Here is a 26458-nt window from a genome sequence, read left to right on the forward strand (position 1 = left end):
CTCCGCATTCTCAAATTGCCTCCACCCGGATAATAGGTCGGTAGAAGTCATAGTCGCCGTTCAGTTCCTTCTCCTCCTGCATTTCCGGCTTGCAGTGGGGCGAACAGGGCAGGAAACCGAGGAAGATTCCCAGTCCGCCGCAGATGCTGCGCCCGCCATCACCGCCACAGGTGGTAAACTGCTCGGCCTTCACGACCTCCCGCATATAGGGGTCATAGGCAATGGACAGGCCGAAGAAATTGGACTCCTCCATATCGAAGGGCTTGTCCTCATTCTCCGGGCTTTCGAAGTGGTGCAGGTGCATGGAGTAGTCCATTCCATCTCCCCAGGGAAATAGGGTGCGGCACCCGCCGCCGCACAGATAGGCCCACTCATCCGCCGTAGGCAGCGAAAGCCCCTGCTTTTCCAGCCCGGCAAGAAGTGCATCGTAGTCTGTGCGGTTATAGATACAGATCTGAAAGCCCTTTTCCGTCCGTTCAATGCGGGCTGACTGGTGCATAGTAAGGCTGTCAAGGTCGCTCCAGGCAAACTCCCGGAACTGTTTCAGCCAGTCAGGGTGGGCGGACAGTCTGGGATCGTCCATTGTGACCGGCTCCCAGCACAGTTCCTCCAGTTCCCGGCCCACCAGCATGGGGCCAATGGCTGCCTGCCGAACAGGAGCCATGCTTTCCTGGATCATCTCCTCCGGGTCCTGTTCCATCTCCCATTCCTGGAACAGATAGTCCAGTTCCTCTCGGCTCTCCTGATTCAGCCCTACGGCAAATTGTTCCCAGCCCAGGGTGACGGTATCGCCGGGGACAAAGACGAACTCCCGGCCGTCCTTTTCAAACACGCCGGTGGTGCAGCTCTGCCCCCAGCGGTCAAAGGTATGTAGACCGAGAAAGTTCATATCATAACGAGCGGCCAGGCGCTCCATCAGAGCCTGCTTCTCGGTGGTTTCCATTTGATCGAATTGGGTGCGGAATAAATTTTCGTTCACAGCAGTTCTCCTTCAATCCTTTTTGCGTGTTCCAGCAGATAGCGCCGGCCATCCTGCTTGGCCTGCTCCAAGTATTGTGGAAGCAGGTCGGAATGGATGGCGTCCAGTGAGACCAGAACGGCGATCCGCTGGTATTCCTGAAGTTCAGGAGAGTAACAGTTGCGCTCCCAAAACAGCGGAGCGAACTGCTCCACACAGTCAGGACGCAGAGCGGGCATCGCCAGAAGCGCCCGACGGCTCACATATTCATTGGGGTCCTTTGCAAAGTCCAGGATCATATCTTTGACTTCCTTGCCGCATGGGCATTCCGGCAGATACGCGGCAAACTGCCACTTGGCCTCATTCTCATTGGAGGCTGCGGCCCTGCGGCAGAGGCGCTCGAACCATCGGGGATGGGAGGTGGTCTCCTGTATAAACCCCTCCGCTTCGTTGTCCCTGGCGATCAGATAGACCATCTCATCCAGTAAGACGCTATCTGCTGTTTCTGCATCCATTTGGGTCAACACATGGCAAAAGGCACTGTAAGTATCATTCCAGTATGGATAATCGACTTCCCACTCACCGCCGAGCTCCTCGCTGGTTTTGCCGGGATAAGTGGCTTCCTGCCATTGATGGAACTTTATTGCCTGCTCCAGCAGGCGTTCACGAATGCCCTTTGCCATGTGCTCACCTCACAATTTTCCGAAATGGTCCAGATATAAATCCCGCACAGAATAAGGGCCTACAAGGTTCGTTTCCTGCCGGCCATCCCAGGAATACACATGAATTTTGCCCTCGTCCCCAATGTACTGCTGCTCCTCAAAGGGTGCGGGAAAGGGAAATCTCTCTACCACGCTCCAGTCAATCTTGGGTTTCAGCCCATCAAACTCCTCGCGCTTGAGCCTTTTGAAGTTAAACACCAATGCTGCCCCGATCCCATCAAACAGCAAGTCTGCGTATTCTCTGGGGGTGATGCTCTCGCTCACATTGGCGGCATCAACATTCACATCCAGAACCTTGTTGCCGCAGTTTGTCCAGATTTTATCGGGGGAGAACCAGGTGGCGCGTTCCTCAGAGTCTGCAAAGTCCTCAAGGGGATACCATCCGTTTGCGCTGTCCGGCTTGACGCCTTCCCGAAGCTGCCCGTTGTACGGGGAAAGCGGATAATACCGGTGCCGCACCGGATCAAATCGGCCAAAGGCAATTTTCAGCAGATACCTATGCTTTTCGCTGCGCATGAGCTTATGGGGCTTCACGATATGTTCTTCGATCAAGCTCCAAATGTACTCATCTACACGGATGGATACACGGGGACGGCTGAATAGTGTGATTTTGTTGGTGTCTGTATCCACATTGAGCCAGACACGATTGATCTCAACCATTGTCATTCCTCGCTTTCACCAAGTACCCCGCCATAGAGAACGTCGTTTTTTCCGAGGAACAGCATCTGGCTGCGAAGCAGGCTGCACTGCACCACAGCGACCTTGTTTCCGTCACAGGTGGGAATAGTCTCCTGTTTTTGCCCAAGGTGATCACCATGAGCGGTAAGGAAGTAGAATTTGTCCCGTTGCTGGTATCCGCCTTGAAACAGGAAGGCATTGCCGGACGGGGCAACAGAAAAAGCTCCACTTCCTTCGATTGGCAGTTCAAACACAAGATCCTCTTTGAAGTTCGTCCGCACCAGCTGGAATTCATCGTAATAATAGAACCACAGGTTTTCTTCTTCGTCCAGGCTGATGGCATAGCAGTCATAGATGGAATACTTCTCATTCTTCCAGAGAGGAGTTCCCTCCGATGTCCATGCAATCAGGCCGCAAGCACCCAGAGGTTCATCCCAACCGTAATTACCAAATACACCTTCATCAAAGTAGCTGGTAATGATGGTGCCATCTTTTTTTACCACACAGTCTTGAATGCCATCCCCCAGGCAGAAACGGGACAGCACAGTTCCGTCCCGGCTGACGATCCAGGCGTTCTGGTCGGGGCCGTTTTCCCGATAGGCGCATCTTGCCCCCAGCAGGAGGAAGTGATCACCTGCGGGCCGCAAATAATGGAACTGGAACTTCAAGAGGCCAAGAGGAAACAGCGTCGTTTCCAGCACCCGCTGTTCCGCCCAATCCAGCTGGATCTCCACTGCGGTATAGGTGGAAGGAGTGCTGAGCCAGTCCTTACCCTGTGTTTCGGACGGCTGTTCCATGAGAAGATAGACTTTTCCATCCCTTGCCGTGAAAAAGTCTGTCACTTCTGTGCCCTCCAGATGGTTTTCTCGGCGCAGCTGGTCCAGGTCAATGATGGAGAACAACGGCAGATTTTTTGCTTTTAAGGATTTGTTCATTGGGTCTCCTCCTGGTTACTTTCATGCTCCATCATAGGTGTGAGTTTCCCAGATGGCCTCAAATTCCGCCTGCTCTATGATGCAGGCGTGGAATTCCTCGCCCCAGACATGGGCGTTCAATTCCTCCACAGTGGGGATCGGCGTGATCTCGATGGCACCGTCGTAAAGGTCAGGGATGTTGCGGGTGCGTCCATCCGCAGAGATGTCAATGGAGCGGAGGGCCAGCCGCTCATTTTCGGTATCCACTTCATAGAGGATGACCGATGGTTCACCCTCCGGTGCGCCCTCCCAAAAGAGCTTGATGTACTCGATCTTGCCAAGATAAGTCCGCATCGTTTTTTCATCGGCACAGGCCGCCCGGATCATTTTGGCCAGCATCATCAGGTCGTCGATGTATTGGGAATAGACGCAGAACACATCCTCGTCGGAGTCAAAGTGAAACAGATCCTCACCACTATTGTTTTCCTCAAACTCCCGGATCACGCCCCGGACCAGCCGTTCCCAGTCTCCGCTGCTGCCGGTCAGTCCCAGCCGACGGAATTCTTCCGTCCGGAATCCATCGTTGATTTTCAGCAGAAGGGAGATGGCATAGGGGTGGTGGGGAATGAGGAAGAATGGCGCGATCTGCTCCGGCTTCACCCAGATTTTGAAAGGCGGACGCGGATCGGGTATCCAGGGCAGCATCTCCCACTGGTTGTCCGGTCTGTTTCCGTATTGGGAAAAGTCTTTCATGTAATCCCTCGCTTTCCGGCACATCAGCAGCTCAGTTGTCCTCCGTTTGCCGGACAGAAGATCCTGCGGTTCGCCAACAGTTCCTCCAGCTTTTTGGCCAGCGCCTCCACAATGGCGTGGCAGGGGTTTTCGTAGCCCACGATCTCCAGCCTTTGCAGCTCGACACAGTGGAGCGTTCCATAGAAGCCCAGCATAAACTCCGTCAATTCAGCAATCATCCCATAGCCTTCCATGTTGCTCACATCCGTCTGACCTTCTTTTGCGGTCATCAGCCCAATGATCCCCACCGCCACGGTAAAGGCACCGCAGCAGGACTGCTCAGTCTGCATCCCAAGACCCATGACGGAGAACATTTTCCGGGTCTCCTCGGACAAATTCAGATGGTAATATTCATTGCAGGCCATGAACATCGCCTCGGCGCAGGTCAGTTCCGTGCCGATGTGGTAGTGGTTCACCAGTTCATAGAGTTTCATTGTTGCCATACCATACTCCAATCGCAAAGCATTTCATTCTGTGTCACCCGGCGCAGCTCGTCCCGCACTTCCATCAGCGCAAAGCCAAGCAGATTTTGTCCCCGCCACTTCATGGGGTCCTGGGCCTCCGGGGAGCTGGCCGCGAGGCGGATACCCCAGATGGCATCATAGGGGCTGGCCTCCACCAGCACGCTGTCCCCGGTGGAAAGGAGAAACTCCCGCAGTTCGCGGTTCTGGCTGAATTTGTGCCAGTTGCCAAGCAGCACAATGGCGTACTTGAACTTGTCCCATACCTTCTGGTCAAAGCCCCGCACCTTACGGCCCAGGGCCTTGATCTGCTTTTGGTCGCTGCATTTCAAAATCTGGTCTCGGATCTCTTTGTCACCGAACAGCTCGGCCTTGGCAGCCATCATATACTGCTCCATGCAGAGGTAGGAGTCAGCCGTCGTATAGAAGTCCTCCATCCACCACTGGCTGAGGCAGCTTTTTGTCAGCTGGCCGTCCTCGGATAGCTGATGGCCCCAGAACAGGCACAGCTCCCGCTTCCGCCCGGCGGCAAACTCCTGCTGGAGCCACTGGCGGGTGTACTTTGGCTGGCCTTCCGGCTGCCACGCATCCACCAAGAAGTCACCATGCTCCAGTACCTCGCTGCTGTCCTCGTCATCCCACCAGCCCTTCCAGGTCACCGGCTCGGGAAAGAGAGTGCGGTATTCCGTCCGCTCCTCCGGGGAGAGGGTGTCCAGCCAATCGCCAAATCGGTATATGTAATCCTCCCCATAGCCCATGCGCCAGCCAATGGAGTATCGCTCGATCTCCCGGTGGGCCAGCCAAGGGGGAGGCATGATTTTCTTATCTTGTAGTGCCATAGGGTTCGCCCTTTCCTGTCAGATATCGCTCAGTTCTTTTTTCATATCCAGTGGGGCGCCATTCAGAGATGTGATCTGTGCCAGCTCTGATTCCGTCAGATTTTTCAGGAAAATGCAGTATTCGTCCGGGTGGCCTCCCACAAATTCCATTTTGGGCATCCCGATTTGCTCTGGGTCGGTGATCCACAGGCAAGGCTCTCCCGTCGCCCAAAACCGAGTCAGGGTAAGAATTTGGCCATTGTAAATTACTGTCTGGTCCATCCTCACCCCGCCTCAAAAATCACGAAGTTCATCAAACTTCTCAATCAGGGCATCTTTCTGGAGCGCATCACCCGGCAGGGCATCCAGGATACCCCGCAGGGCCATGTAGATTTCATCCCGTTCCTCGGTTTCGATAAAGCCCATCTTGTTGAAGGTCTGGGTATAGGCTGTCACCGCATCAAGCGCCTGGGCCTGGGCGTCCTCACCCGGCGCAGCGGCCAGCTTCATCAGCTGGGAACGGGTCTTGCGGTATTGATTGGCTGCCTTTTTCGCAGCGGCGGCAGGGATATGCTCCGCACCGTCCCAGCCCCGGAAGGGATTGTCCAGGTTTTGCGCCAGCCACTCCGGTTTCCGGGCCTTAGTGATCCGCAGATCCATTCCCGGCTTGCTTTTCCAGAGCTGCTTTGCCGCTTTTGCCGCCGTCTCCGGCAGGCTGGTCATCCAGAACCAGCGAAGCTCCGGCGCCTGTTCCGGGGTGGGGATGTCAGCTGCGCCGAAGCCGAACAGGTCGAAGGTGGAGAGGTTCGTCAGTTCCCGGAACCCTCCCACGGCGGAGAAGTTCCCCAGGTTTCCCGGCGCGCCCCAGAGCCGCAGTTCCTTCAGGTGGGGATGGGCAGCAGCCAGCCCGGTCAGATCAAAGTCCTTCAGCTCGATGCCATGCAGCCCCCGTAGGTTCGGCAGTTCCGTGTGCGGGCAGTATTCCCCGATAAATTGGAGGGTCAAGCTGCTGCCATCTTCGGGGGCATGGATGGTACAGGCGTCCAGCCCCTTGTTCTGGAACAGGAGCTGCTCCGTTCCCTCACACAGCCACAGTTCCTCCAGCCCGGTCATGTCCAGCATCAGCTTTCTGATGCTGGTGCCCCGCAGATCAAGTGTCCTCTGACCGTGGTTCAGCAAAGTCACTTCATCAACAAAGGGGTTTTCCCGCAAAAACTCCAGCAGATCCGGGTGCCACCGCTCGCAGATGAGGGTAGAGAGGCAAGGCAGCGCCTTTAGTTCCAGCGCCGAATCGAATGGTTCGTACTGGTCCGTCACCCGATGGCTGCTGACCTTCACCGGGATACCGCCGATCTCCGTTTTCTCTTCGCTCTCCATGGCCTCCTTGAAGGCCCGCCGCCGTTCCTCCGGAATGGCCTGCCACCGGATCTGGAGATACACATCATAGCCGTCACTCCAGCCGCCATAGGAGCGGCAGGGCTGGTCGGTGAAGGGCGGCAGTGTGCCTACCAGCGTGTACTGGGGCGGGACCTCCAACGGCACCCGCAGCAGGTGGAGGTCGCGGGACCAGTACATGAAGTCCTTGTAGAGCGGGCGGAGATGGGGCAGTTCCTCCGCTGTCAAAGGGGCGTCTCCCACCCAATCCAGAGAGAGGATCACCGCCCAAGATTCTTTGCTCACCGTGTCCGGCGGCGCAATATAGGCCACCTGACAGGCGGTGTAGCGTTTCAGATATTGGTTGTAGACTGTATAGACCTCTCCGGCGCTGGCTTTCATAGCGCCACGCTCCTCTCATCCGTTCTTTTCCAGATAGAATCCCCATACGCAGTTGGAGAACTCTCCAGCAGCAAAGCGGTGGATCTGCCCGTCAATCTCCACCTGCCAGACCTCGAAGGTATGGTCTTGGTGATAGATCGGGTCTTGGACTTTTACTCGCTTTCCGGTGGTTTGCCAATCGTAGTTAAAGATGTTCACACCGAACAATTTGCATTGACCGTCTGGGCCAAAGGTTTCATATTCCCAAGCCATGTGATGCCTCACAATCCCGTGCGCTGCCAGCCGTCCAGCCGCTCCTGAACCCCGTCGATCATCCAGTTATCGCCCACACGCTTCATGAGAAAACGGCGGTCAAAGCCGGTATTTTTCTCTCTGGTGTAGATGTAGAGCTTGTTCTTGGTGATCTGCTCCGCGTCAAGGAATTCTTCCCCGTTGTAGGTGCCCTGGGCACTGTATGAGATGCCCAGAGGCCGGTAGCCCGGACGGGGCTTTTCGCTCACATACTTTTCCCAGATCGCCAGCAGGCGGGGCACAGCCTCGGCATCTTCAAACCCGGCATACTCCATGTACTGCTCCCACTGCGTCATCTCGGCAAAGAAAGCGGACAGCACCCTGCGGCATTCTTCCGCCGCCTGCTCATCCAGCTGGACGGGCTTTTTGGCCTTTTCCCGCTGGAGCTGGGAGAAGTGTTCCATCTGCTCCTTGGTGAATTGCACATGGGCCACCGGCTCGATGCGGTTGTTACCGGCGATGGCCAGCAGGCCCTCATAGGTAACGGCGGTATGGTCGATCTGGATGTGGGAGAGCTTGGGGATGGAGGCCGCCTGGAGAAGACCGGCATCGTCCAGCCCGGTGCGGTTGAGAGTGATAAGGTCCAGCTTGCAGCCTTGCAAGGCGGACAGACCGCTGCCGTGGATGGCGGCATTGCCGTCCAGCAGCAGATAGCGCAGCTTGGGCATAGCGGAAAAGACAGGGAAACAGGCGTCGGTGAGTGCGCCGTCCTCCACGCCGAAGTTGGCCATACTTTTATGTCCGGCAAAAGGGGTAAGCAGTTCATCGGTCACCGGATAGCCTTTCACATGGAAGCCCACCAAGGTGTAACCGGCCAGCTGCTCCATGATCTCTTCGGTCAGCTCCGGGACTTCCAATTGCTTCTCTCTATCTAAGGTCAGGACACCGCTCTCCCAGTTCACTGTCCGCGCCCGTTTCGGCCATTCCATCGCTGTTTCCCTCCTTACGCCTGCTCCTTGTAGCTGGCTTCAATGTCGATGAAGCGCACATACACGGCGCAGACTTCGCCCTTTGCATCATAGCCGAAGTAGACGGGATAGTAGCCGTCACCCCAGCCGGAAGCAAAGATGGGCAGATTGCAGTCCGTGTCCGGCACCGTCCAGTTGAGCCAGTCGCCGTAGTCTCCCTGATATTTAGGGTGGGCTTTGGCGTTTTCCTCCAGAAGATCGCAGAACAGGTCGTTGTAGGGGTCGATGTCCGGATCTTCCTCCAGCCGCTTGGCCCAGTATGTTTTGAAGGCCGCCTGGGTCTGGATGTCCGCAACGCAGCCCATCCCGGCGTCTACGCCAAAGCCAAAATAATCGTCCTCGCTCAATTCCTCGTCCAAATTCTCTTTGCCGGTCATGCCCAGCTCATAGCGGACAGGCTTTTCTCGGCTGACCTCCACCTTGACACAGGCGTAGCGGTCGCCGTATTTCTCACTGGGTACCACGCAGATCTTTACCGGATAAGTCCCGGCGGGGATCGTCTGGATAAAGGGCTGCGTGTCCTCCAGCTCCACCATCGGATCGCAGGCGAAGATCGTTCCGGTGGGAAAATGGACGGTGCCAATGTCCAGCACATCCACGCCCATGGTTCCGATCACTTTCTCTGTGAAATGAGCGTCCAGGTCTGTTTTGCAGGCCAGTTTGTCTTTGATGGATTCGTATTTGTTCAGCCATTCTGTTGTCGGCATGGTAGTTTCCTCCTGTTTGTCGTGTTTCTGGATGTACTCGCTCTTAGAGCCGTCCCAGTAGCAGTTCACACACCGGCCATTCAGGAAACGATGGGGACAATTTGGGTAGCCATAGAGAACATGGGCGCATTCCGGGCACAGCCCCATCATCTGTGAGGAGCCTTTCAAAAACAGGCTGCCGCACTCATCACAGACGGCCAGTTCTTTTTCTGCCATGGATATTACCAGTCTCTTTCCCGGATAGCTTCCTCCATATCAATGGGAATGCCAAACCACTTCAAAATGTAGTCCACGGTTACACCGATGCAGTCCCGTGCCACCGTTTCGATCTCGCTGTCGTTCTCGTCAAACTCCTCCTGGAGATCATTGATGCCGCAGACCGCCTCATCCAGCGTTTCCTGTATTACTTCGGTGTCGGTTTCGCCGCTCTCCAGCAGGTCGATGACCTTCTGGAGTTCGTCCTTTACCTTGTCTACCAAAAAAGCAGGATAGTAATCGTCCTGATACATCTCGTCCAGCAGTTTGTAATTGGGGTCAAATGCTTTCATAGGGATTGCTCCTTTCTCATTCAAACATCAGGCCGTATGATTCGGTCAGGCTGCCATCATCCTCATGGAACATACACTGATACAGAGGCTGGCGCTGTGTTGCTTTGCGGAACCGCTCCAGAACCGGAGCCAGCGGCTCATCGGTAGGGATGCCGAGCGCATCAGCTACCCGCCGCCAGCTGTCCATATCCATATCTTCCAAGTTGATGTTGCGCTGCCTCTGTCCGTATTCCTCCAGTGTTTTGGAGTCCGCATACTCCTTTGCGTCACAGCAGTCGTGCCAGCAGATGCAGCTCACGATCAGTGAAAAAAGGTCATCCATGCTCTCAGCCAGACGGCCTGCCTCACCTTCGCTGCTGTAATAGCCGATGGAGCCATCTTCCAACAGGTGGTATTCTCCGCCGGAGCCATCTCTGGCGAAAGCCATGCCGGGCAGTGTGAAGGTTGCTCGGCCGTCCGCCTCATCCCTCGGAGACAACTCATCCAGCAGGAAGAAGTCAAAAAGGGAATCAAACTCCTCTGCCAGATCAGGGTCATCACGCAGTACTTTCAAATAATCCATAGCCGTATTCCTCCGTCTACTGTTCTGGCTTTAACTCATGCAGCCTTTCCAGCCACAGCGGTTCTTCAATCATTTCATCGTTTTGGTAAAAATGTTCCTTGTCACGGGCCAGATGATCGGCAAGCGGTGGTGCGTCTGGCGGGGTGCATACCGTAAAACTGTCCCGATCCGCCCCCTTGATCTCCCGGTTGAGGTAGTACACCCGCTTGGCATCGCGGGAATACCAGTGACCGAGCAATTCCCATGAGGGCAGATCCGCCTTGGAAAGCTGCTTGCCGTAAGCATAGATTCGTTTCTCATCCCTGGCAAAATAGGTGTCGCCCAACGAGCGGAAAGAGGAAACTTCCGCGCCTTTGATGATCTTCACCTTGCCGTCTCCGTTGTGGAAGTAGACCTGCCGGCTATCCTTTGCATATCCTTGGGGCGCACCCGAATCGTTCTGGCCGTTGTCTAATACCTGGAAGGCTGCTGGCTCTACATCTGGGATTCTCCCGCTGGTGGTGTAGACGGCTGTTTTGTCCATTGCGTAGGAATAGTTTAACACCCGAAACGATGCCGGGTCTGCTACACGCAGGCGAATCCCACCGAGAAAGCAGGCCGTAGAGGATTTGCCCCAGTAATGCCAGCAGCAGAAGTCTTTGGGCGAAACACCCTTCAACAAGCCGTTTTCATATAGGCCAGAGAAATAAACGGCTCCATCTTGAAGGAAAAACTCATTGTCCACCGGCTCTGTGCCGGTGATCGGTTGCAGCAGTTCTTCGTGTATGCCAGTTATGCTCAGTTCGATCTCATCGTCGCTATAAATCAAATAGAGCCCATGAGAGGCCTTTCTATCGAAATGCAGTTCAATGTCATGAAATTTGAGGATCAAAGGTTTCCTGTCGCTTCTCATGGTGGAAACAGCATCGGGATTCCCGAAGATTTCTATGACCTCATCCTGTGACATACCAAATTTCAGCGGTGAAATGTTCTGGGGATTCTGCAATATTTGATTGCGCCAAATAGTAAAGTCCTGTTTCATATTTTTAACAGCACTGGAGGATCAGCCAGATCCGGTCAAAGCGGCGGGCTGCCAGATCCTCTTTGGTGATATAGAAATAGATGTGCCCGCAGTCTCCGAACATCAACTCGAAGTCACCCTGCTCCACGGTATCCAGCTGGAACAGCAGCATCCAGCGGTCACGGGCCGTTTCTTCCGCCTGTTGGCGGATATCTTTCGGGATTCTATTCCAGTTTTCGGGATTGCCCAGGCGATAGCCCTGGGATACCAGGTCGCACTCGTCGAACATACTGTTCTGGATCACATCGGGCCAACCCAGCAACTGGGAACGGTCATCCGGGTCCTCTGAGTCCTCGCCGGTCAGTTCCTCCCATGCATCGTCGAAAGCGTCGTCATCCTCCTCATCCGGGAACACCTCGCTGAAGTCCTCCCAGGAAGGATAGGAGCATTTCGATTCCATCCTGATCTTGACCATTGGAAACTTGAAGTCTTCCTCCATATCCGCCGGGAAGTCAGCGGCGGACAGCGCCGAAAGATCCTCAAACCAATAGACACGCGCACAGCCTTTGTCCTCGGGGTCATAGCCCCAGCACTGGGTGTCCGTCTCATAGAAGAAGGAGAGCAGGCCGTGATCGGGCAGAAGATGCTCTTTGTCAAACTGGGCCAGCTCCGCACAGTTGAACTGAGCCAGGAAAGTGAGAGGACGATCCTTCACCACATGGTCATAGTTCTCGCCCTCATAGGTGGGCCAAACGAAGTCCGGCGGCACATCCGGCTTCCCGCCGAAGCGGGTGGCGCCCAGCTTGTATGTTTCTTTTCTGGCAATTTTCAGCTGAATGCTGTTTCTGCCCAACGACTCCAGTTTTTCTTTGATGCTCATGTCAGTTCCTCCTTGAAGAGTTCTTACAGCTTTCCATCCAGTGCCTCAACCGTTTTCATGGCAGCGGAATCAAATTTACACTGCCGCAGGTCCCGTTCGATCAGGGCAAACACATCCGGAAAGCACTCGATCTCATCCTGATACTCATATTTCGCATACAGTTTCCCGTATTCGGAGATCCAAACCTCCGCCGGGTAGTAGTAGCCGATATGACCGATAGGCTGGCATTTTTCACCGGCAGCCTGTTCTACCTCTGCCAGTTCACAGCCGGACATATCCCGAAAATAGGCTTCTTCCAAATGGTTTTTGATCCCGTTGACCAGGTAAGGGAACAAAGCGAATTGGAAGTCAGCCGCCCAGTTCAGTTTTTTTTGTTCCAGGTACCACTCACAGCACAGGCCGAAATACTTGCGGTAAAACCGCTGGGTGGACTTCATCATCGGGGCACCATGCTCGGCGTAATACTTTTCCGCAATGGAGATGTCCACTTTTCGCCCTTCCTGCCATCCGGCGTACTCCATCAACTGCTTGACCTTGCTTTTGAAATCGCCGGAAATGGGGATGCGTTCTTTCACCATGGTGGTTACCTCCATTAACATATTTCTGGCATTTACAACTCTGCTACAAACTCATAGGAAACCGCAATGATGTTGTAAACTACATCGTATGTAAACATCCGGTAGTGCCGATAGATGCCTTTGTCAAAGTCCTCCCGAACTGGCAGAGACTTCAGCCATGTGCTGTCCTCGATCAAATCGAAGGAGCTGCGGTTCAGAGGCTCCGTTTCAGTCAGGTTTTCATAGGTGTCCAGTTCGCAGGCAAAATAGGCCAGCACCCGCCGGAAGGTGAGGATATAGGGAAACCAGTCTTTTTCGTCTCTGTGCTGGGAGATCAGATGGCCATTGATGTCCCCCGTAAAGGTCAGATTGTTCAGAGCATCCTGTTTCACCTGATCCAGATAGATGCAGTCCCGTCCCTTCAAAACACCTAAGCAGGTATTAACAGCAGTCGCTTTTTCCATAGGCAATTCTCTTTCATCAGCTTTCATGGGTAATACAGAAAATCTCCTGGTTTAAGTCAAAGTAGATTACCATCAACTCGTCGGTGATCTCCGGGTTGAAGGACAGATCCATAATGAAAACTTGTTGTTCCATCTCGTCATCCACCAGACTGCCGAACCGCTTGAGCTTCAAAAAGTCCACCATCTCGGCAAAGGACAGCTTGGATGGGTCGGTTCCCGGAAAAAGTTCCGCCGCAATATCCGGGCCTACATCGTCCCGGTGGAACTCCATGAAAAATGTCACAACGCTATGGTAGCGGCTGTCCTCGTCCGCCAGCGCCGCTTTGATAGCGGCTTTGGCCTTCTCCGCCAATTTCTCCGCCTCATCCAGCATTTTTCCCACCGCATCCATGGCAGCAGGATCGCCGGTCAGTTCTTCCTCTACATCGAAGATAAAGGGTAGTCCCGAATCATCGGGAAAGGTGAAGATTTCCTCGCCAGGGGTATATGTAAAATCAATACGTTTACAGCTCAGTTTCATAATGTTATCCTCCTTACCCCTCAATGTTGGCAGTTTTGAGGCCCTTTTTCAAGGAGCCGTAGACCGTCACCGCATGGTCGGTGAACATCTCGTCGCAGTCAAACCAGGCAGTGAAGCTGCCGCCGGAGGTGACGGACAGACTCGTCAGGCTGATTCGCCGGGCAAGTTCGTCCTCTGTGATGGGGTCGGTTTCCGGATTGCGGGGGTTTTCCTCATCTTGGGAGAGCCAGTTGTTGGCCAGCTCGGTCAGGTTCTTGGCTGCAAGCTCCCGCATGGCCTTATCCCAGGTGTCACAGTCGGCCAGCAGCTTCTTGGCGGCGCTGCGGGCGCGGGTCCAGGAGGGCTTGCTTTCTGCATTGATCTCCAGAGAAAGGCTCACATCCTTTCCGCACCACTGGATTTCGCCCTCGAAGGTATCATAGTCCTTGTCCAGTGTCAGTTCTCCCAGCACCTGGTCCTGGATCACCACTGGCTTGTGGTACTCGTCCAGAACGGCCTGGAGTTCCGGGCAGTCCTCGTGGGCCTTGACCACCTGGGAGATACACCAGGGGCGCACCACCAGATCCTTTGCCAATTCTTCTTTCATCTGGCGGATCTTCAGGCGGCAGATCTGCTCCTTGCCAAAGCGTCCCCAGCCCTTGTCGCTATTGCGTTCCTCCTCGGTGACCGGCCATTCCAGCCGCTCCTCTTTGGTACTGACCTTGCCGGTGTCACAGAACACCATACCCAGTGTCACAACGGTCATTTCCCAAAACTTGCCTTTCCAGTTATATCCGCCCCCAATGCAGCGATTGATCAGCGCGACCACTTCCTGCTCCTCGGGCTCGTACATCTCATAGAAATCCTCAAACATTGCGTATCCCCCTTATCCCGTGATCTGGCTGCGGTACTCCTTCTCCAGCGCGGTGTACCACCGTTTCAGCATGGTTTCCAGACTGGTTTTCCCGCCGCGGTCGGTAAAAACAAGGAATTTTTCCAGCAGTCTGGGGAACAGAATTTTGCCCGCTGTTGTCAGGTCCTGATTGAGATAGACCATCCGCAGGATGCGGCCCTGCCGGTCCAGCGGGTTCTTTTTCAGCAGTTCCTTTTCAAAGCAAAATCGCAGAAACACCACATTCTCGTCGTAGAAGTCCTCCACCACAGCCGCGCCAATGCTGGTGTAGGTGATGTCGTACACCAAACGGCTCCAGTCGAATTTCTCGGCATAGAGCAGCTTCAGCGCCTTCGCCCAGTGTTCCTCCGGGATCACCAGCATCCGATGCTGGGCGGTGCTGGAGTAGCCACGGTAGACGGGTTCCGGCTGCCCCAGCAGTTCACTCACACTGTCGGCGTAGACGAAGCACAGTTCCTCATCGAACAGGCCGCCGATGAAGTTGCCATTGCAGTACAGCATATAATTCTTGGACTTGGCCGGAGAATAAGAGAGGCTATATTCCTGCGAGTCCAGGCTTTTATGTACCTTGTTCAGAAAGTCTATGGATGTCATGGCTTTACTCCTCAAACTCACCCTCGATCATCCCGTTCAGATACCGGCCGGGATCTGCGATGAAGTCATCCCATTTGGCCAGAGGGTGGAATTCCTCATGCTCGATATCCAGATACCACAGCTTTTTGTCCCTGGGGCTCCACAGCAGCAGATAGTCGCTGTAGTTATCCATCTGCACCATCAGAGAGAGCAGCTTTTTCCGTTTCCAGGTCATCTCCTGCACATCCATGAAGGAGTAGAGCTCCGCCCACTTCACCCATTCCTGATCCGGGAACTCCAGCCCCAGGGGGCCGGTCTTCAAGTATTCCACCAGCTTGGCAGGCAGCTTGTAGGGCATGAGCTGCCGGATCTTTTCCTGCTCGTTGTGCCATTCCTCCGGCTCCAGGGCCTTCAGGTAGTCGGCCATCTCCTGATTCTTGTTTTGAACTGCCACACTGTAGGGACGGTCGCCGTATTTGTCAACAAGGGTGATATCCGCTCCCTGTTCCACCAGCCAGCGCACCATGGAGAAATTGTTGGAGCGGGCGGCCTCGGTGACAGGGGTGGAGGCGTAAGGGAACACCATGTCCGGCTTGTGGTAATTGATATCCGCCCCTTTTTCCAGCAGCAGTTTGGCAAGCTCGGCCTGTCCATCGGACACCGCCGCCCGGAATGCCTCGCTGCCAAACTTGTCCACAGTGATCCCGGCTTGCTCCAGCACCTGGATATTCTCCGCTCGCTGTCCCCAGCGCACTTCCTGGAAGGCCCGCTCTTTCTGCTTCGGGCTGAGTTTTGTGGCCTGTCCAGCAAAGAGGGAGACAACCTCCGGCCCACAACAGCGGGCAGCGGTGAGCAGCAGGGGCTGTTCCTCTGCCAGACCGGGATCAGCTCCATGCTCCAGTAGGAAGTGAATCATGGGCACATCATTCCGAAAAACCGCGATCTCCAATGGCATCAACTTGATGTATTCGCTGAGCTGGATGGGAACATCTAAATCCAGACCGCCCTGGAGCAGCGCCTCCAGCTTGGGAGTGTCATGGTCACAGATGGCGGCAGCCGTTTCCGGGATGGTCTCCCAGCGGCCAATATATGCAATTTGGTACATAAGGCACCTGCTTTCTCGACTTGTACTCATTCATCTCCGAACCGCTCAGCAGCATCTTTGTAAACAGTAATACTTTCTTCCACTTTCACTTTTTCGCTGCGAATATGGAAGTATTCCCGCAGAATGCGCTTCAGTTCCGGGTTTTCCACCTTGCGGGGCAGCAGGCTGATGAACATTTCGTCGTAGCTTCCATATAGCACACCGCCCCGGTTGTAGGTCTGCCATGTCACCGTAGGTTTGCGGCCCTCTGGGTCCTTGGCCAAATCAAAGAGCCACCGCTCATCCAGATCCACATAGCGTTCAATCATAAACCTTGTGTCATAGGTTCCATAGCTATAATCCCCCCAGAAAATCAGAGCGATCATTCCATCCGGGCCCAGGCGTTCATAGGTCCAGTCTTCCGGATAACAGCGGTAATGGAGCATTCCCAGCGCATGGAACAAATAGCCTTTTTGCGGCGTAGTCAGAAGGGGCGAATAGGTTTCATACACCTGCTCCTTGGGCTGGGTGATGATCGCCTTCATAAAGACCGGCATCAGCCAGCTGCCGCCGTAGTGTTCATTCAGTTCATCAGCCAATGCTTGCAGTCGCTCATCCGGGTTGCGGATCAGGGAGGCGGTCAGCACCACAGCGGGAATTTTCTCTTTTTCCTTGGGTGTGGCATCCCAAATGCGAAGCCCGTCCGTAATCCACCAGGAGGTACAATCATCATCAGAATAAACAGGCGTGCGTTTCAGCTGGGCGATCCGCTGGGTGTTTTCCGCCAGGAAGCGGTAGACCTCCAGCATTTTAGGCGAGGCTTTCCCTAACATCAAATGGAAACAGAAGTTCAGTTGTTCTATATCCAGTGGCTTTGTGTCCCCCTCGTCCAGCAGATGGGAGAGAGTCTTCAGAATTACTGGGGCAATCTGCTCCGATACACAGTCGGAACAGGCATCCGACATGATATTGCTGCCCATCCATTTGCCCTTGACCAGCTTGGCCCACAGTGGGGCAGCAGGGGCATACTCCAGCTGCGCCAAAGCCTTTTGAGCAGCCGTTTTGCATTTGCCCTTTTCTGTATTCACAAGCTGGAACAGCAGTTCGCCATTTGCTTCATCCTTGCCCAGCTCTAAAATGGCCTGTTCTCGCTTTACGCCCTTGGGAGGCAGTTGTTCCAAAGTCATCATTCATTTTCTCCTATCCCACAATGGTGGTTTCCTTGACGGCCAGATTGTCGTAATCCATGGCGATCAGTTTCTCGGCGGCCTCTGGGGTACACATGAACCAAGTGCTCACACCCCAGGCATCCATCCTTGTGACGGTGAAAAAGTCGGTCTCGGCGGGAGTGGGATTTCTGGCATCAAGATAGCAGTCGGAGTAGAGGTACACCAGATCCACCTCCCGCTCCGGCAGCCACTTGGCCCGGCGCGCACGGGGTTTTCCGTTTTTCAGAGTCTTTTCTCTGGGGTTCTCAAACCACGCCAGTTCCTTGAGCTTCAGGCCGGTGAAGGTATCCATGAGCCGCTGGGCAATCTCCCGGTGGGTAAATACTCCACAGTCCCAGGAGCCCATCAGCCATGTCTGTATAAAGTCGCCCACCTTGCTGCCAGGAGCAGGCGGCCCATAGACGCTCTCGTCCGCCCACATGACCTCCATCTTTTCACATTGATCTGGCCGGGGACAGGACTTCTTGTTGCCGTGTCGGTACATGATATTCACATAACCGAAGTCCTTGCCAGTTCGGTCGTGACCGACGGCTTCCACTTTATAGGCAGTTATGGACATTGCAGTTCCACCTCCTGAGCCAGTACAAATCCACACAGTCCAAGGGAAGAGTCGATGACAAATACCCGGATGTGCTCCCGGTCCATGCGCTTTCGCAGTTCCTCGATGCTGCAGCAGGCGGGAAAGCCATAAGAAATGGTCCCGCCCAGCAGGTCTTCGTACTGCTGGAAAAACCCGTCCACGGTGATCTCGTCCATGCCGAAGAGGATGTTGTCCTGGATCACATTCTCAAACCAGTGGGCCAGCAAGCCGGTAAAGCGAACGGATACTTTCTCTCCAGCCTCGGTCCGGGTATCCATGTGCAGGGTATGGGCTTCAAAGTCAGCGCAGTAGCGCAGGACTCTGTTGTCGTGCAGGCCATCAAAAGAGCAAATCAGCGTACTCATAGGGATTCCTCCTCGTCCGTGAGCTGCTCCTGGACCTCTTTGGGCAGGTCGTTCCATAAAATGTCGTATGTAAAATCCCGAATCTCCGGGTAACACTCCCGCGCGGTCTTTTCCGCCGTTTCCCGATCCAGGTAGTGCATCTCTTGGTGGAAAAACCAGTTGAGCTTTTCCATCAGCCGATAGAGGCGGATCTGTTCTTCTTGGGTCATGGGATCGCTCCTTTTATTGCAATTTCAGCACAAATCCCCAGATGCTCACCACGATCAGAAGGACACCAAGCAGGAAGAAAACCACCCGCCGGTATCCTCTGCTGTGGCGGTAGGCATCCCGTGTCCCGGTGGGGTCGCAAAGCCAGTTCCAGTTGCGGATCGCTCCAATCAAAATCACGCCCCCAATGATCACTGAGGCAATATACCAATGTTCCTGCAAAAAAGCTGTGATCTGCTCGCTGTTCATTTAGGTTTCCTCCTTCCAGTCATCCTTTGCCTTTTTTGAAGTGTCCACTGCCTCGCCATGTGTTGACTACGCAGGTGAAGATCTGGCCGCAGTGCTTGCACCTAATCATGTGAGCCATAATTTCGTCTGTCCATCCATCCTCAGTCTTTACCTTCTCCAGCGGACAGGTGGATTCCTCTGCTATCAGTTCAAATTCGCCTTGTTCCACCAACTGCTGGATATAGGCAATACAGGCCAGGTAGTCCTTGGGGGCATCAAATTTTCTCCATGTTTGAATGTTTCGGCAGTGCTCGCACATAATTGATGCCTCCTCCTGTAAACGGTTGTTGTCAGCCCTGTATATCAGCGTCAACGGGGCCTTTTTTCAGCGTTCCATCCACAGTGATCACATGGCCCCAGAACATATCGTCGTCCTCGTACCAGGCGGTAAAACGGCCGCCGGGAGATACTGTAAACTCGGTGAGGAGGATGCGCCGGGCAAACTCATCCTCGGTGATGGGGTCTTTTTCCGGGTCACGGTCGGTCTGGTCATTGTCCGCCAGCCATTCGTTGGCCTGAGCAGTGAGCTTCTGGGCAGCCATCGCTCGCAGGGACTTATCCCAGGTTTCCTGGTCTGCCACCAGTTTCTTCATCACATTGGTGACACGGGTCCAGGACGCTTTCTTTTCAATCTCCACATCCAACGAGATCCGGACATCTTTTCCCATCCACTTACAGGTCCCATCGAATGTGCTCATCTCACGATCCAGCGTGAGGGTTCCCAGCACTTCGTCTTTCAGAAGAATGGGCTTTGTGTATTCCGCCCAGATCTCCTCCAGTGCTGGACAGTGGATACCTTCCTCCAGTACCTCTGTGACATACCACTGAGGTTCGCTGAGGGCATCACCTTTCCAGCAGCGGGCTTTGATCCGGTAGATCTGGCCCTTGGCAAACCGCTTGGAATAGTCGCCGGCTTCCCGCTCCTTGTCCGTCAGCGGCCAGCTCAGGTAGCATCGGCCAGAGATCACCTCTCCGGTCTGGACATCCGCCATGGCGAGGGCATGGGTATGCGCAGCCCAAAAGGTATCCAGAAAGGTTTTGTCCGCGCTGATACCGTCCTGAATTAGTACCAGTTTTTCCTCATCTTCCGGGGCGTACAGGGCAATAAAGTCCTTGACCGTTCTCTTTTTCATGGCGTTCTCCTTACGCAAATACCTGCTGGTATTTCTCTTTCAGTTCCTTGGGCGCCGACTTGATGACCTTGCTGCCGCCGTTTTCGGAGGCTTGCCCCCAGATGGCCCAGAGCACCTCCCGCCACAGGTAGTCCCGGGCCTGCAGGTCATGCGCTCCTTCTTCGGGCAGATAGTCCTCCAGATGCCCCTTGATCTCCAGCAAGGCGTCCAGGCTCTCCTCATTGGCGATCAGGGTGCGGAACTCCTTTGCGGGCTTCAGATTCTGCATGGACTGAACGCCGTGGACCAGCACCGGCAGGGACTGGGCGGTAAAGCCGTATTTCTTGAAAAGCGCGTGGATGAACTTTTCTTGGAGCGAAGAGTGCTCGTCGTCGCAGCGGTCCAGATAGTCGCACACCAGTCCCCACCACTTCGGCCCCTCCAGTCCCAGGGCAAACACGGCGAAAGTTCCGGGCAGGGCGCAATGCTCATCGGAGAGGTTTTGATACCACTCGTCCTCCCGCATGGCAAGTCGGGCATAATTTTCCATCTGCACATGGAGGCGGGGGTACCGCACCGCGCAGGCAAAGAGCTGGTTGACGCCCTTCTTGGGCAGGCCGGGGATGGGCAGGTAGATCTTCTCCGGCCCACGGAACTCGATGGAGTAGCTACGGGGGAACTCCGGCTGCTCCAGCACCTCCACCAGATAGCTCAGCGCCTCGTCGCAGCACCCCTCGGTGCAGTCCCTGGCGGTGATGCGGATGGTGGCAAAGGCGTCGTTGGCCGAGGCGGTCAGGTGCTTCGTTTTCCGCTTTTGAATGTTGGGCGGCAGTTTGCCGGTGCCGCTGGTTTTCAGCTCCTTCACCATGTCGGGGCGGAGCTGGGAAACCAGGCCGAGGATGTGTTCAGTGGTGAGGTACTCAAAACTCAGCCCATACACGGTATAGCAGACCGCCACATAGCAGGCGAAGCGCAGCAGCCCTTCGTCCACATCCTCCGGGCGCAGCTCCGGCCACACGGTGCAGGGAGGAAAGGCCGAAAAGTAGTCCTCCTTCTCTCCAACCTCAAAATATCGCTCCTGTACCTGCTTTTCGATGTACTGCCGCAGTGTGTGATCGATCTCCTTCCAGCCCGCCAGCCGCCGCAGGGCATCGCAGAAGGCGACCGCGTCCTCATAGGGAAAGCCCTTCAAAGGCAGTTTGGACAGATACCGCTCCAGCAGTTGACTGGAGAGAAAGGGCGTCCCGTTGTGATTCCGCACCACGGTCGGGTAGGCGGAGTGATTTTCACGAGCGGTTCCGTTCAGCACATCCTGAATGCAGAGATCCGCCTCCGCCAGCACTTCGGGGTCCGTGTCCGGTTTGTGGATCAGATAATAACGGCCATGCACGCCATCGCGTTTTGGTAAACTCATATCGGTTCTCCTCTCAGGTCTGCTGGTGCTGCATGGATACGATCTGGCAGTCCGGGCAGAACTCGATGTAGAGCGTGCCCTCCGCGCAGTCAAACACCGTATCCCATTGGATCTGAGCCAGGTACTTCATGGGCTTTCCGCAGCGGGGGCAGGCGGTGTACTCCGCGTCCTGCACCCAGTTGCCAAAGCCGCCGATGGTGTTCACATCCTGACAGGCCGCGCCGTAAAACAGGGGCACAGGCATCTTGCCCAGCACAAAGGGATTTTCCGTGAGGGCCTTGTAGTCCTCGGGACTGACATAGCAATCCGTCTTCTCCGCTCCGTCAAAGAGTTCGGAGGGAAAGACCTCCACGCCGCCATCCAGAGCGAACCGGTTGAAGGCGGGGCCTTTGAGGAATCCCACGCAGCTGGGGCAGCAGGTGGCAGTCAGGACACCATCCAGCCCCAGGAACCTCAGCCGCTCATCCCGGCCATCCAGCACCAGCATGTCCACCATCCGCCCGCCACAGTGGGGGCAGGTGTCCTCCCGGGGCCGACCGATGCGGACGGGAGATTTCTCGCCAGCGGTTCCCTTGACCATAGGATAGCAGGTATCGAAGTTGAGTTGCATTCTCTGGCCCTCCTTGTCGAAGGTCCAGCCGCCGATCTGTGCATAGCTGGATGGGTCCACATAGAGGCCCTTGCGCCAGGGCCGGGGATTTCGCTCCAGCTCCAGCAGCGTCTCCATTGCCTTGTCATCTCCCTGCATAGCAAGGCAACTCATCAGGTTAGAAGCCGCGCTGGAATATTCCGCAGACAACAGCGCATGAATCAGACCATCCCGCACATCGGCGGGAGCGTGATAATAGATTTCACACGGCCAGAACACCTCTGCGGCCAGTGCCGCCCGCTGAATCTCCGGAGTGATGGCATTATGGTAGCTAAGCAGCTGCCAGAAGTCGGTGAACTCCGGGTCTTCCATCTCCGCCAGCCGCTGGATGTTCTGAATCAGGTTTCTTTGTTTTTCGACAATTTGTTCCGGCGTCCAGGCTAGCGCAGCATTTCGCTCCTGCTCACACTTGCATTTCCAGCATAATCCTTCGTACCCCAGGGGTGTCCCACAGCCGGGGCAGGTGTATTTCAAACTCATATTCTTTAACTCCCTTCGGAAGATAAAAAAATGCCCTGCGACGCTTTGTCACTGGGACAGGCTGACGCAAGGCATAAAAAGAACATCAAAATAAAACCGCATCCCAGCGGATGTAGTTTTTTCAATTGGTTTCATGTTTTTTTCTATCCAAAAGATGGCGTACCATCCAAAATGATTGCTCATCAAATCCTCGCCTTACATTTGCAAAAAGTACAGAAACAAATGGACTGATCAAGTTCTTTTTACGGAGAGGCAGCATTTTTATCATCTTTTCTCGTAAAAGTACTTGTTTTTAATGCAAGTATACCATACCATAAAGCAATTTGCCATAGAAACATTTATAAAATTATGTGTATATGCAATTTATTAGGCGTATACACATTTCAACTTTTTTCTGAGGAATAGTATCCTTTAAGAAAAGAGGTGATGGAATGGCCGCAGAAGACATCAATATTGCATTTGGAAAACACCTTCGGGAAATTCGCCACCAACTTGGTATGAACCAGGATGACGTTGCTGCGGTCTGTGGGATTGATCCTACTTCCATCAGTCGCTTAGAACGCGGTGAAACCAATGCTACTCTTACCACATTGTTTCGGTTGTCCAAAGGATTGAAGATTCCATTGCCCGATCTTATGGATATAGATCGGTTTTATCAAACCCCTTATATTGAAGACGATATGCTTGAAGATTTACGGATGCAACTACAACGGCTCAGTCAGCAAGAACAGCAATTTATTCTGAATTTTATTAAGAACTTTGTATCATTGAAAAATAGTTCCGATGACTGACCCGACTCAATCCATTTCACCTTTTGCTTGTTTCCTTTATTTCTGAAATTAGAAGGGAAGCTCTCCTCATCTGCTAAGATGAAGGGAGCTTCCCTTTTCGACTTGATATAACTGTGTCTTTTCAAAAAGTTTTCAGTAAAGCATCCACCACAGCGCAGACCTCTTTACGCTGCTGTGCAGAAAGGCCGCTCAGTTTCTCGGAAAGTAAAGACTCCTTGACTCGATAACCCTCCGCCAGTACATCTGCGAGAATGAAATCAGCCGAGGCACCAAGACAATTTACGATTGTGATGAAGGTTTCCAGAGAAGGCAGTTTTTCTCCCCGTTCAATGGCTCCCATATAATTTGTGCTCAGGCCAACCATTTCTGCCAAATCTTCCAGGCGATAGCCCCGCTCTTTCCGGAAGCGCCGGATATTCTTCCCTATTGATTCAAGTTTCACATGGCACCTCCTGTCAGTTTGAAATCCATATCAATAGTATAGGTGTCAGTTTTTAAGAAATACACAATCTATTAGGAATAAATCAACGCTATTAGTGTTTATATTTTGAAAACTTTATCCTATAATCTCTCAAAAAAGGAGTGAATCAGGATGAAGGAAAAGACAGCGACATTTATTGGTCACCGTCAGTGTACAGGGCTCGATACCGAAAACCTGCGCAATGAAATAGAGGGCTTGGTTCAAAAAGGGGTATGTAACTTTTTGAACGGAGGCATGGGGTCATTCGATTGGACCTGTGCCCGCATTGTCCATGATATGAAGGGAAAGTATCCCCAGATCCGCAGCTATTTGGTTATTCCATACCTGTCTTTTCAAATTTCCGAACCTCGGTATTTTGATGAGATCATTTACCCGGAGGGGTTTGAAAAATACCATTTCAAAGCCGCCATTGTCAAGCGGAATCAATATCTTGTGGATCATTCCTCTTACGCATTGTGTTTTGTTACCCACAATTGGGGAGGTGCGGCAAAAACCTATCAGCGCGCAGTAAAAAAGGGGCTGACCATCCTGAACCTTGGCGAAATGGCGTAGAGGGGAGGCTGATTTGTCTATCCTCTGTACACTGGTACTGTTCCAGTGGGTTCTTCCCCTTCTCGTTCCATCATGACCTATCCCATATGCCACACCAGGGCGCAGTTTACCCCTGGCGTGGCTTTTCATTTATTTCAGCAGCCGGAACAGCAGGCTGCTTTTTCCGCCGTTTTGACGCCACCGCTGCCGGGTTTCCAGGTATCCCTGCTCCCGGAGATCCTGGATGGCCCGCTGCACCGTAGACCTGGAGAGGGACAGTTCCCGGGCAATGGTGCCAATGGAAGGCCAGCACTGACGGAGCGTGTCCGCCCGGTCCGAGAGATAGATGTAGACCGCTTTGGCCCGGTGGGTGAGATTCTGGTCATCATAGATTTCCTGCAGTTTCCGCAATATTTCAGCCTCCCTTGGTCAGTCGGTACGGGGAATAACCTTCCGAACAGAGTTGTCCTGATCCTGCCGCTCCAGAGCCTCCTGTTTCGCCTGGAAAGCCTTTTGGATCTCCTGGAATAGTTCTTCCCGTCCCGCGTATTCCACCGCTCTGGCGGCGTTTTCCCGCAGGGTGAACGGTTTGCCGAAAGTGATGCCCCAATCCAGGAACAGGCGGAAGGTTGTTTTCATCGGGTGCATCCCTGTTTTCATGGTGATGAAGGTACCCTTGGGCATGGACTTCAGTTCATCCGGGGTCATCAGCCGCCGCCCCATCATCTGCAGGCTGCGGGAATTCTGATCCTTCCCTCTGCTCACCGAGCCTGAGAGGACCGTCTGCTCCCCCAGGTCCTTGGACAAGGTATCTGCTGTTTCACTGCCCGGCGCAAAACCGCCGAAGATGGTCAGCTGGCAGTTATCGCGAATCACCTGCGCTCCTTCTTTGCCATAGTTTTTGTCCAGCTGGATCAGGCCCTGGACGATGGCCACGATGGAGAGCCTGCGGGATCGGGCAGCGGAGAAGAGCATCTCCGCTCCCTCCAGCTTTGGAATGGTACCAAACTCATCCGCGAAGAAGATCACCCGGCTGGGCAGCTTTCCGCCATGCTCGTCCGCAACTGTCATCAGTTCTCTATAAAGCTGCTGAATAATGAGGCTCACCAGGAAGTACGCAGTGGGATCTTCCTCCGGCATTACAATAAACAGAGCTGTCTTTTGAGTGCTGAATTTCTCTGCGTCCACCGCACTGCCAAAACACAGAACCTGTTCCAACTCCGAATCCAGAAAAGCATTGAGCCGGCTCATGGCAGTGGAGAGGACGCTCATCATCGCCTGTTCACCGGTGTTCAGCGCAGCTCCTGCCATCCATCGGGCTTTGTGCTCCTCCGGCAGCTGTTCCACCAGCAGCTGAAACTGGTTTTTCCCTTTCACCTTGCTGGGAGCCAGCAGATCCTGCAGGAGTTTGAATACCGACACGATATGCTGCTTCTTTGGAGGGAAGAATTCGGCAACCAGCAGGATCACACTTGCCAGCAGCCCTTCCGCCGCGTCGTAAAAGTAAGCATTCTGGCCATAGTTGCTTTCCCCGCCCGCCTGGATGATGGTCTTGGCGGTAATTTTTGCGTACTTCTCCATCTTTGCCCTGGCCCGGAGGTTGTCCGGATCTTTCTTTACCTGCGCGGCGTACTTGGAAACCAGGTGCAGCATATTGGCCCCATCTGAGCGGGTGGGGTTTCGCAGGTCGATGACCGAGACCTGATACCCATAGCACTCCTGAGCGATGGCTCCGTAATTCCGGTAGACATCGCCCTTGGTATCGGTCACCAGAAAGCTGATCCCCGAAGCGCAGGCATACTCCAGATTGGGATACAGGTAATGGGCGGTCTTGCCCACACCGGAGGCGCCGATCATCAGGCAGTGGACATCTCCGGGATCGATCAGAGCGATGGTCTTTTTCTTCTTCACATCAGAACCAACCACCAGCCCCTGTGCTTTGGGCAGATTCTGTCTCTTACGCCATAGCTGCGGCGTAAACGGAACCTGGAGGTAGGCGTCCCGTATTTCCTGCGGTGTGGCCCACCGGGCGGTGCCATGCTGCCCATCCCCCACAGGCCGGGACTTGAAGCTGTCCAGACTTCCTTGCTTCTCCAGCAGAGGGATCACAGCGAAAATCGCAACAATCGCTCCGGCGGTCAGAAGAATATAGGGGAGATTGGCAAT

Annotated in this window: 36 protein-coding genes; 2 read left to right on the top strand and 34 right to left on the bottom strand. The window is 54.2% G+C overall.

Going from position 1 to position 26458, the window contains the following annotated elements; genetic code table 11:
- Positions 1–10: 10 nt before the first annotated feature.
- Genes BQ5383_RS13400 through BQ5383_RS13550 form a run of 31 tightly spaced genes read right to left on the bottom strand, consistent with a single transcriptional unit; the run spans position 11 to position 22489 of the window.
- On the bottom strand, positions 11–979 hold the full coding sequence (locus tag BQ5383_RS13400; protein ID WP_071432748.1) for a hypothetical protein: 969 nt from the start codon (positions 977–979) through the stop codon (positions 11–13).
- Positions 976–1641 carry a hypothetical protein gene (locus tag BQ5383_RS13405; protein ID WP_071432750.1) on the bottom strand — a complete coding sequence of 222 codons (666 nt, stop codon included), beginning with the start codon at positions 1639–1641 and terminating at the stop codon, positions 976–978. The genes BQ5383_RS13400 and BQ5383_RS13405 overlap by 4 nt, the downstream gene beginning before the upstream one ends.
- Before the next feature lie 9 nt (positions 1642–1650).
- The gene (locus BQ5383_RS13410) at positions 1651–2346 is read right to left on the bottom strand and encodes a hypothetical protein (protein ID WP_076944483.1); all 696 of its coding nucleotides are present in this window, start codon (positions 2344–2346) and stop codon (positions 1651–1653) included.
- Positions 2343–3293: a hypothetical protein gene (locus tag BQ5383_RS13415; protein WP_071432753.1), complete on the bottom strand. Its 951-nt coding sequence runs from the start codon at positions 3291–3293 to the stop codon at positions 2343–2345. The genes BQ5383_RS13410 and BQ5383_RS13415 overlap by 4 nt, the downstream gene beginning before the upstream one ends.
- A 21-nt stretch (positions 3294–3314) precedes the next feature.
- The gene (locus BQ5383_RS22075) at positions 3315–4025 is read right to left on the bottom strand and encodes an immunity 51 family protein (RefSeq protein WP_071435109.1); all 711 of its coding nucleotides are present in this window, start codon (positions 4023–4025) and stop codon (positions 3315–3317) included.
- A 23-nt stretch (positions 4026–4048) separates the two neighbouring features.
- Positions 4049–4507, bottom strand: coding sequence for a C-GCAxxG-C-C family protein (locus BQ5383_RS13425; RefSeq protein WP_235821987.1), 459 nt, complete (start codon positions 4505–4507; stop codon positions 4049–4051).
- A complete protein-coding gene (locus BQ5383_RS13430; protein WP_071432758.1) occupies positions 4495–5364 on the bottom strand; it encodes an NADAR family protein in 870 nt (289 codons plus the stop codon). Before BQ5383_RS13430 ends, BQ5383_RS13425 begins: the two co-directional genes overlap by 13 nt.
- Positions 5365–5382: 18 nt before the next feature.
- Positions 5383–5625: a hypothetical protein gene (locus BQ5383_RS13435; RefSeq protein WP_207646816.1), complete on the bottom strand. Its 243-nt coding sequence runs from the start codon at positions 5623–5625 to the stop codon at positions 5383–5385.
- A 12-nt stretch (positions 5626–5637) separates the two neighbouring features.
- Positions 5638–7119: a hypothetical protein gene (locus BQ5383_RS13440; protein WP_071432762.1), complete on the bottom strand. Its 1482-nt coding sequence runs from the start codon at positions 7117–7119 to the stop codon at positions 5638–5640.
- 15 nt (positions 7120–7134) lie between these two features.
- Positions 7135–7371, bottom strand: a complete 237-nt coding sequence (locus BQ5383_RS13445; RefSeq protein ID WP_071435111.1) for a hypothetical protein — start codon at positions 7369–7371, stop codon at positions 7135–7137.
- Between the two features lie 8 nt (positions 7372–7379).
- A complete protein-coding gene (locus tag BQ5383_RS13450) occupies positions 7380–8339 on the bottom strand; it encodes an NTF2 fold immunity protein (RefSeq protein WP_071432764.1) in 960 nt (319 codons plus the stop codon).
- Positions 8340–8353: 14 nt separating this feature from the next.
- Positions 8354–9301 carry a DUF4241 domain-containing protein gene (locus BQ5383_RS13455; RefSeq protein WP_071432766.1) on the bottom strand — a complete coding sequence of 316 codons (948 nt, stop codon included), beginning with the start codon at positions 9299–9301 and terminating at the stop codon, positions 8354–8356.
- 5 nt (positions 9302–9306) lie between these two features.
- Positions 9307–9633, bottom strand: coding sequence for a DUF5713 family protein (locus BQ5383_RS13460; RefSeq protein WP_071432769.1), 327 nt, complete (start codon positions 9631–9633; stop codon positions 9307–9309).
- Between the two features lie 16 nt (positions 9634–9649).
- Positions 9650–10195 carry a hypothetical protein gene (locus BQ5383_RS13465; protein ID WP_071432771.1) on the bottom strand — a complete coding sequence of 182 codons (546 nt, stop codon included), beginning with the start codon at positions 10193–10195 and terminating at the stop codon, positions 9650–9652.
- A gap of 16 nt (positions 10196–10211) precedes the next feature.
- Positions 10212–11216: a DKNYY domain-containing protein gene (locus tag BQ5383_RS13470; protein ID WP_071432773.1), complete on the bottom strand. Its 1005-nt coding sequence runs from the start codon at positions 11214–11216 to the stop codon at positions 10212–10214.
- Between the two features lie 4 nt (positions 11217–11220).
- Positions 11221–12075: a YwqG family protein gene (locus tag BQ5383_RS13475; protein ID WP_071432776.1), complete on the bottom strand. Its 855-nt coding sequence runs from the start codon at positions 12073–12075 to the stop codon at positions 11221–11223.
- A 23-nt stretch (positions 12076–12098) separates the two neighbouring features.
- The gene (locus BQ5383_RS13480) at positions 12099–12653 is read right to left on the bottom strand and encodes an SUKH-3 domain-containing protein (RefSeq protein WP_071432777.1); all 555 of its coding nucleotides are present in this window, start codon (positions 12651–12653) and stop codon (positions 12099–12101) included.
- Positions 12654–12685: 32 nt separating this feature from the next.
- Positions 12686–13096 carry a hypothetical protein gene (locus BQ5383_RS13485; protein ID WP_076944516.1) on the bottom strand — a complete coding sequence of 137 codons (411 nt, stop codon included), beginning with the start codon at positions 13094–13096 and terminating at the stop codon, positions 12686–12688.
- A 16-nt stretch (positions 13097–13112) separates the two neighbouring features.
- Positions 13113–13616, bottom strand: a complete 504-nt coding sequence (locus BQ5383_RS13490; RefSeq protein WP_071432781.1) for a DUF2004 domain-containing protein — start codon at positions 13614–13616, stop codon at positions 13113–13115.
- A gap of 13 nt (positions 13617–13629) precedes the next feature.
- Positions 13630–14469: a DUF2262 domain-containing protein gene (locus tag BQ5383_RS13495; protein ID WP_071432783.1), complete on the bottom strand. Its 840-nt coding sequence runs from the start codon at positions 14467–14469 to the stop codon at positions 13630–13632.
- 12 nt (positions 14470–14481) lie between these two features.
- The gene (locus BQ5383_RS13500; RefSeq protein WP_071432785.1) at positions 14482–15102 is read right to left on the bottom strand and encodes a hypothetical protein; all 621 of its coding nucleotides are present in this window, start codon (positions 15100–15102) and stop codon (positions 14482–14484) included.
- Positions 15103–15106: 4 nt separating this feature from the next.
- Positions 15107–16186 (bottom strand): ankyrin repeat domain-containing protein, encoded by a 1080-nt coding sequence (locus BQ5383_RS13505; protein WP_071432788.1) that lies wholly within the window; start codon positions 16184–16186, stop codon positions 15107–15109.
- Positions 16187–16212: 26 nt separating this feature from the next.
- Entirely contained in the window at positions 16213–17355 is a 1143-nt protein-coding gene (locus BQ5383_RS13510; protein WP_071432790.1) for a hypothetical protein, read from the bottom strand.
- A gap of 10 nt (positions 17356–17365) precedes the next feature.
- Positions 17366–17953 (bottom strand): hypothetical protein, encoded by a 588-nt coding sequence (locus BQ5383_RS13515; protein ID WP_071432793.1) that lies wholly within the window; start codon positions 17951–17953, stop codon positions 17366–17368.
- Complete coding sequence (locus BQ5383_RS13520) at positions 17944–18339, bottom strand: hypothetical protein (protein WP_071432795.1); 396 nt, start codon at positions 18337–18339, stop codon at positions 17944–17946. The genes BQ5383_RS13515 and BQ5383_RS13520 overlap by 10 nt, the downstream gene beginning before the upstream one ends.
- A complete protein-coding gene (locus BQ5383_RS13525; protein ID WP_057571440.1) occupies positions 18336–18548 on the bottom strand; it encodes a hypothetical protein in 213 nt (70 codons plus the stop codon). Before BQ5383_RS13525 ends, BQ5383_RS13520 begins: the two co-directional genes overlap by 4 nt.
- Positions 18549–18561: 13 nt before the next feature.
- Positions 18562–18795 (bottom strand): immunity 17 family protein, encoded by a 234-nt coding sequence (locus BQ5383_RS13530; RefSeq protein ID WP_057571441.1) that lies wholly within the window; start codon positions 18793–18795, stop codon positions 18562–18564.
- Between the two features lie 19 nt (positions 18796–18814).
- Entirely contained in the window at positions 18815–19093 is a 279-nt protein-coding gene (locus BQ5383_RS13535) for a hypothetical protein (RefSeq protein WP_071432798.1), read from the bottom strand.
- A 31-nt stretch (positions 19094–19124) separates the two neighbouring features.
- Positions 19125–19967 carry a DUF2262 domain-containing protein gene (locus BQ5383_RS13540; protein ID WP_071432800.1) on the bottom strand — a complete coding sequence of 281 codons (843 nt, stop codon included), beginning with the start codon at positions 19965–19967 and terminating at the stop codon, positions 19125–19127.
- Positions 19968–19977: 10 nt separating this feature from the next.
- Complete coding sequence (locus tag BQ5383_RS13545; protein ID WP_071432803.1) at positions 19978–21360, bottom strand: DUF6138 family protein; 1383 nt, start codon at positions 21358–21360, stop codon at positions 19978–19980.
- A gap of 13 nt (positions 21361–21373) precedes the next feature.
- The gene (locus tag BQ5383_RS13550) at positions 21374–22489 is read right to left on the bottom strand and encodes a hypothetical protein (RefSeq protein WP_071432805.1); all 1116 of its coding nucleotides are present in this window, start codon (positions 22487–22489) and stop codon (positions 21374–21376) included.
- A 431-nt stretch (positions 22490–22920) separates the two neighbouring features.
- On the opposite strand from BQ5383_RS13550, the gene BQ5383_RS13555 reads away from it, so the two are divergent.
- Positions 22921–23280, top strand: coding sequence for a helix-turn-helix domain-containing protein (locus BQ5383_RS13555; RefSeq protein WP_071432807.1), 360 nt, complete (start codon positions 22921–22923; stop codon positions 23278–23280).
- Positions 23281–23401: 121 nt separating this feature from the next.
- On the opposite strand, the gene BQ5383_RS13560 is transcribed toward BQ5383_RS13555, so the two are convergent.
- On the bottom strand, positions 23402–23722 hold the full coding sequence (locus BQ5383_RS13560; protein ID WP_071432809.1) for a helix-turn-helix domain-containing protein: 321 nt from the start codon (positions 23720–23722) through the stop codon (positions 23402–23404).
- Positions 23723–23872: 150 nt separating this feature from the next.
- Between BQ5383_RS13560 and BQ5383_RS13565 the strand changes: the two genes are divergently transcribed.
- A complete protein-coding gene (locus BQ5383_RS13565; RefSeq protein WP_071432811.1) occupies positions 23873–24313 on the top strand; it encodes an SLOG family protein in 441 nt (146 codons plus the stop codon).
- A 129-nt stretch (positions 24314–24442) separates the two neighbouring features.
- Here the strand turns inward: BQ5383_RS13565 and BQ5383_RS13570 are convergent, their stop codons facing one another.
- Positions 24443–24703 (bottom strand): helix-turn-helix domain-containing protein, encoded by a 261-nt coding sequence (locus tag BQ5383_RS13570; RefSeq protein WP_071432812.1) that lies wholly within the window; start codon positions 24701–24703, stop codon positions 24443–24445.
- An 18-nt stretch (positions 24704–24721) separates the two neighbouring features.
- Positions 24722–26458, bottom strand: a complete 1737-nt coding sequence (locus BQ5383_RS13575) for a VirD4-like conjugal transfer protein, CD1115 family (protein ID WP_139193509.1) — start codon at positions 26456–26458, stop codon at positions 24722–24724.

Origin of the sequence: Angelakisella massiliensis (assembly GCF_900104675.1) — a bacterium.
Lineage (GTDB): Bacteria > Bacillota > Clostridia > Oscillospirales > Ruminococcaceae > Angelakisella > Angelakisella massiliensis.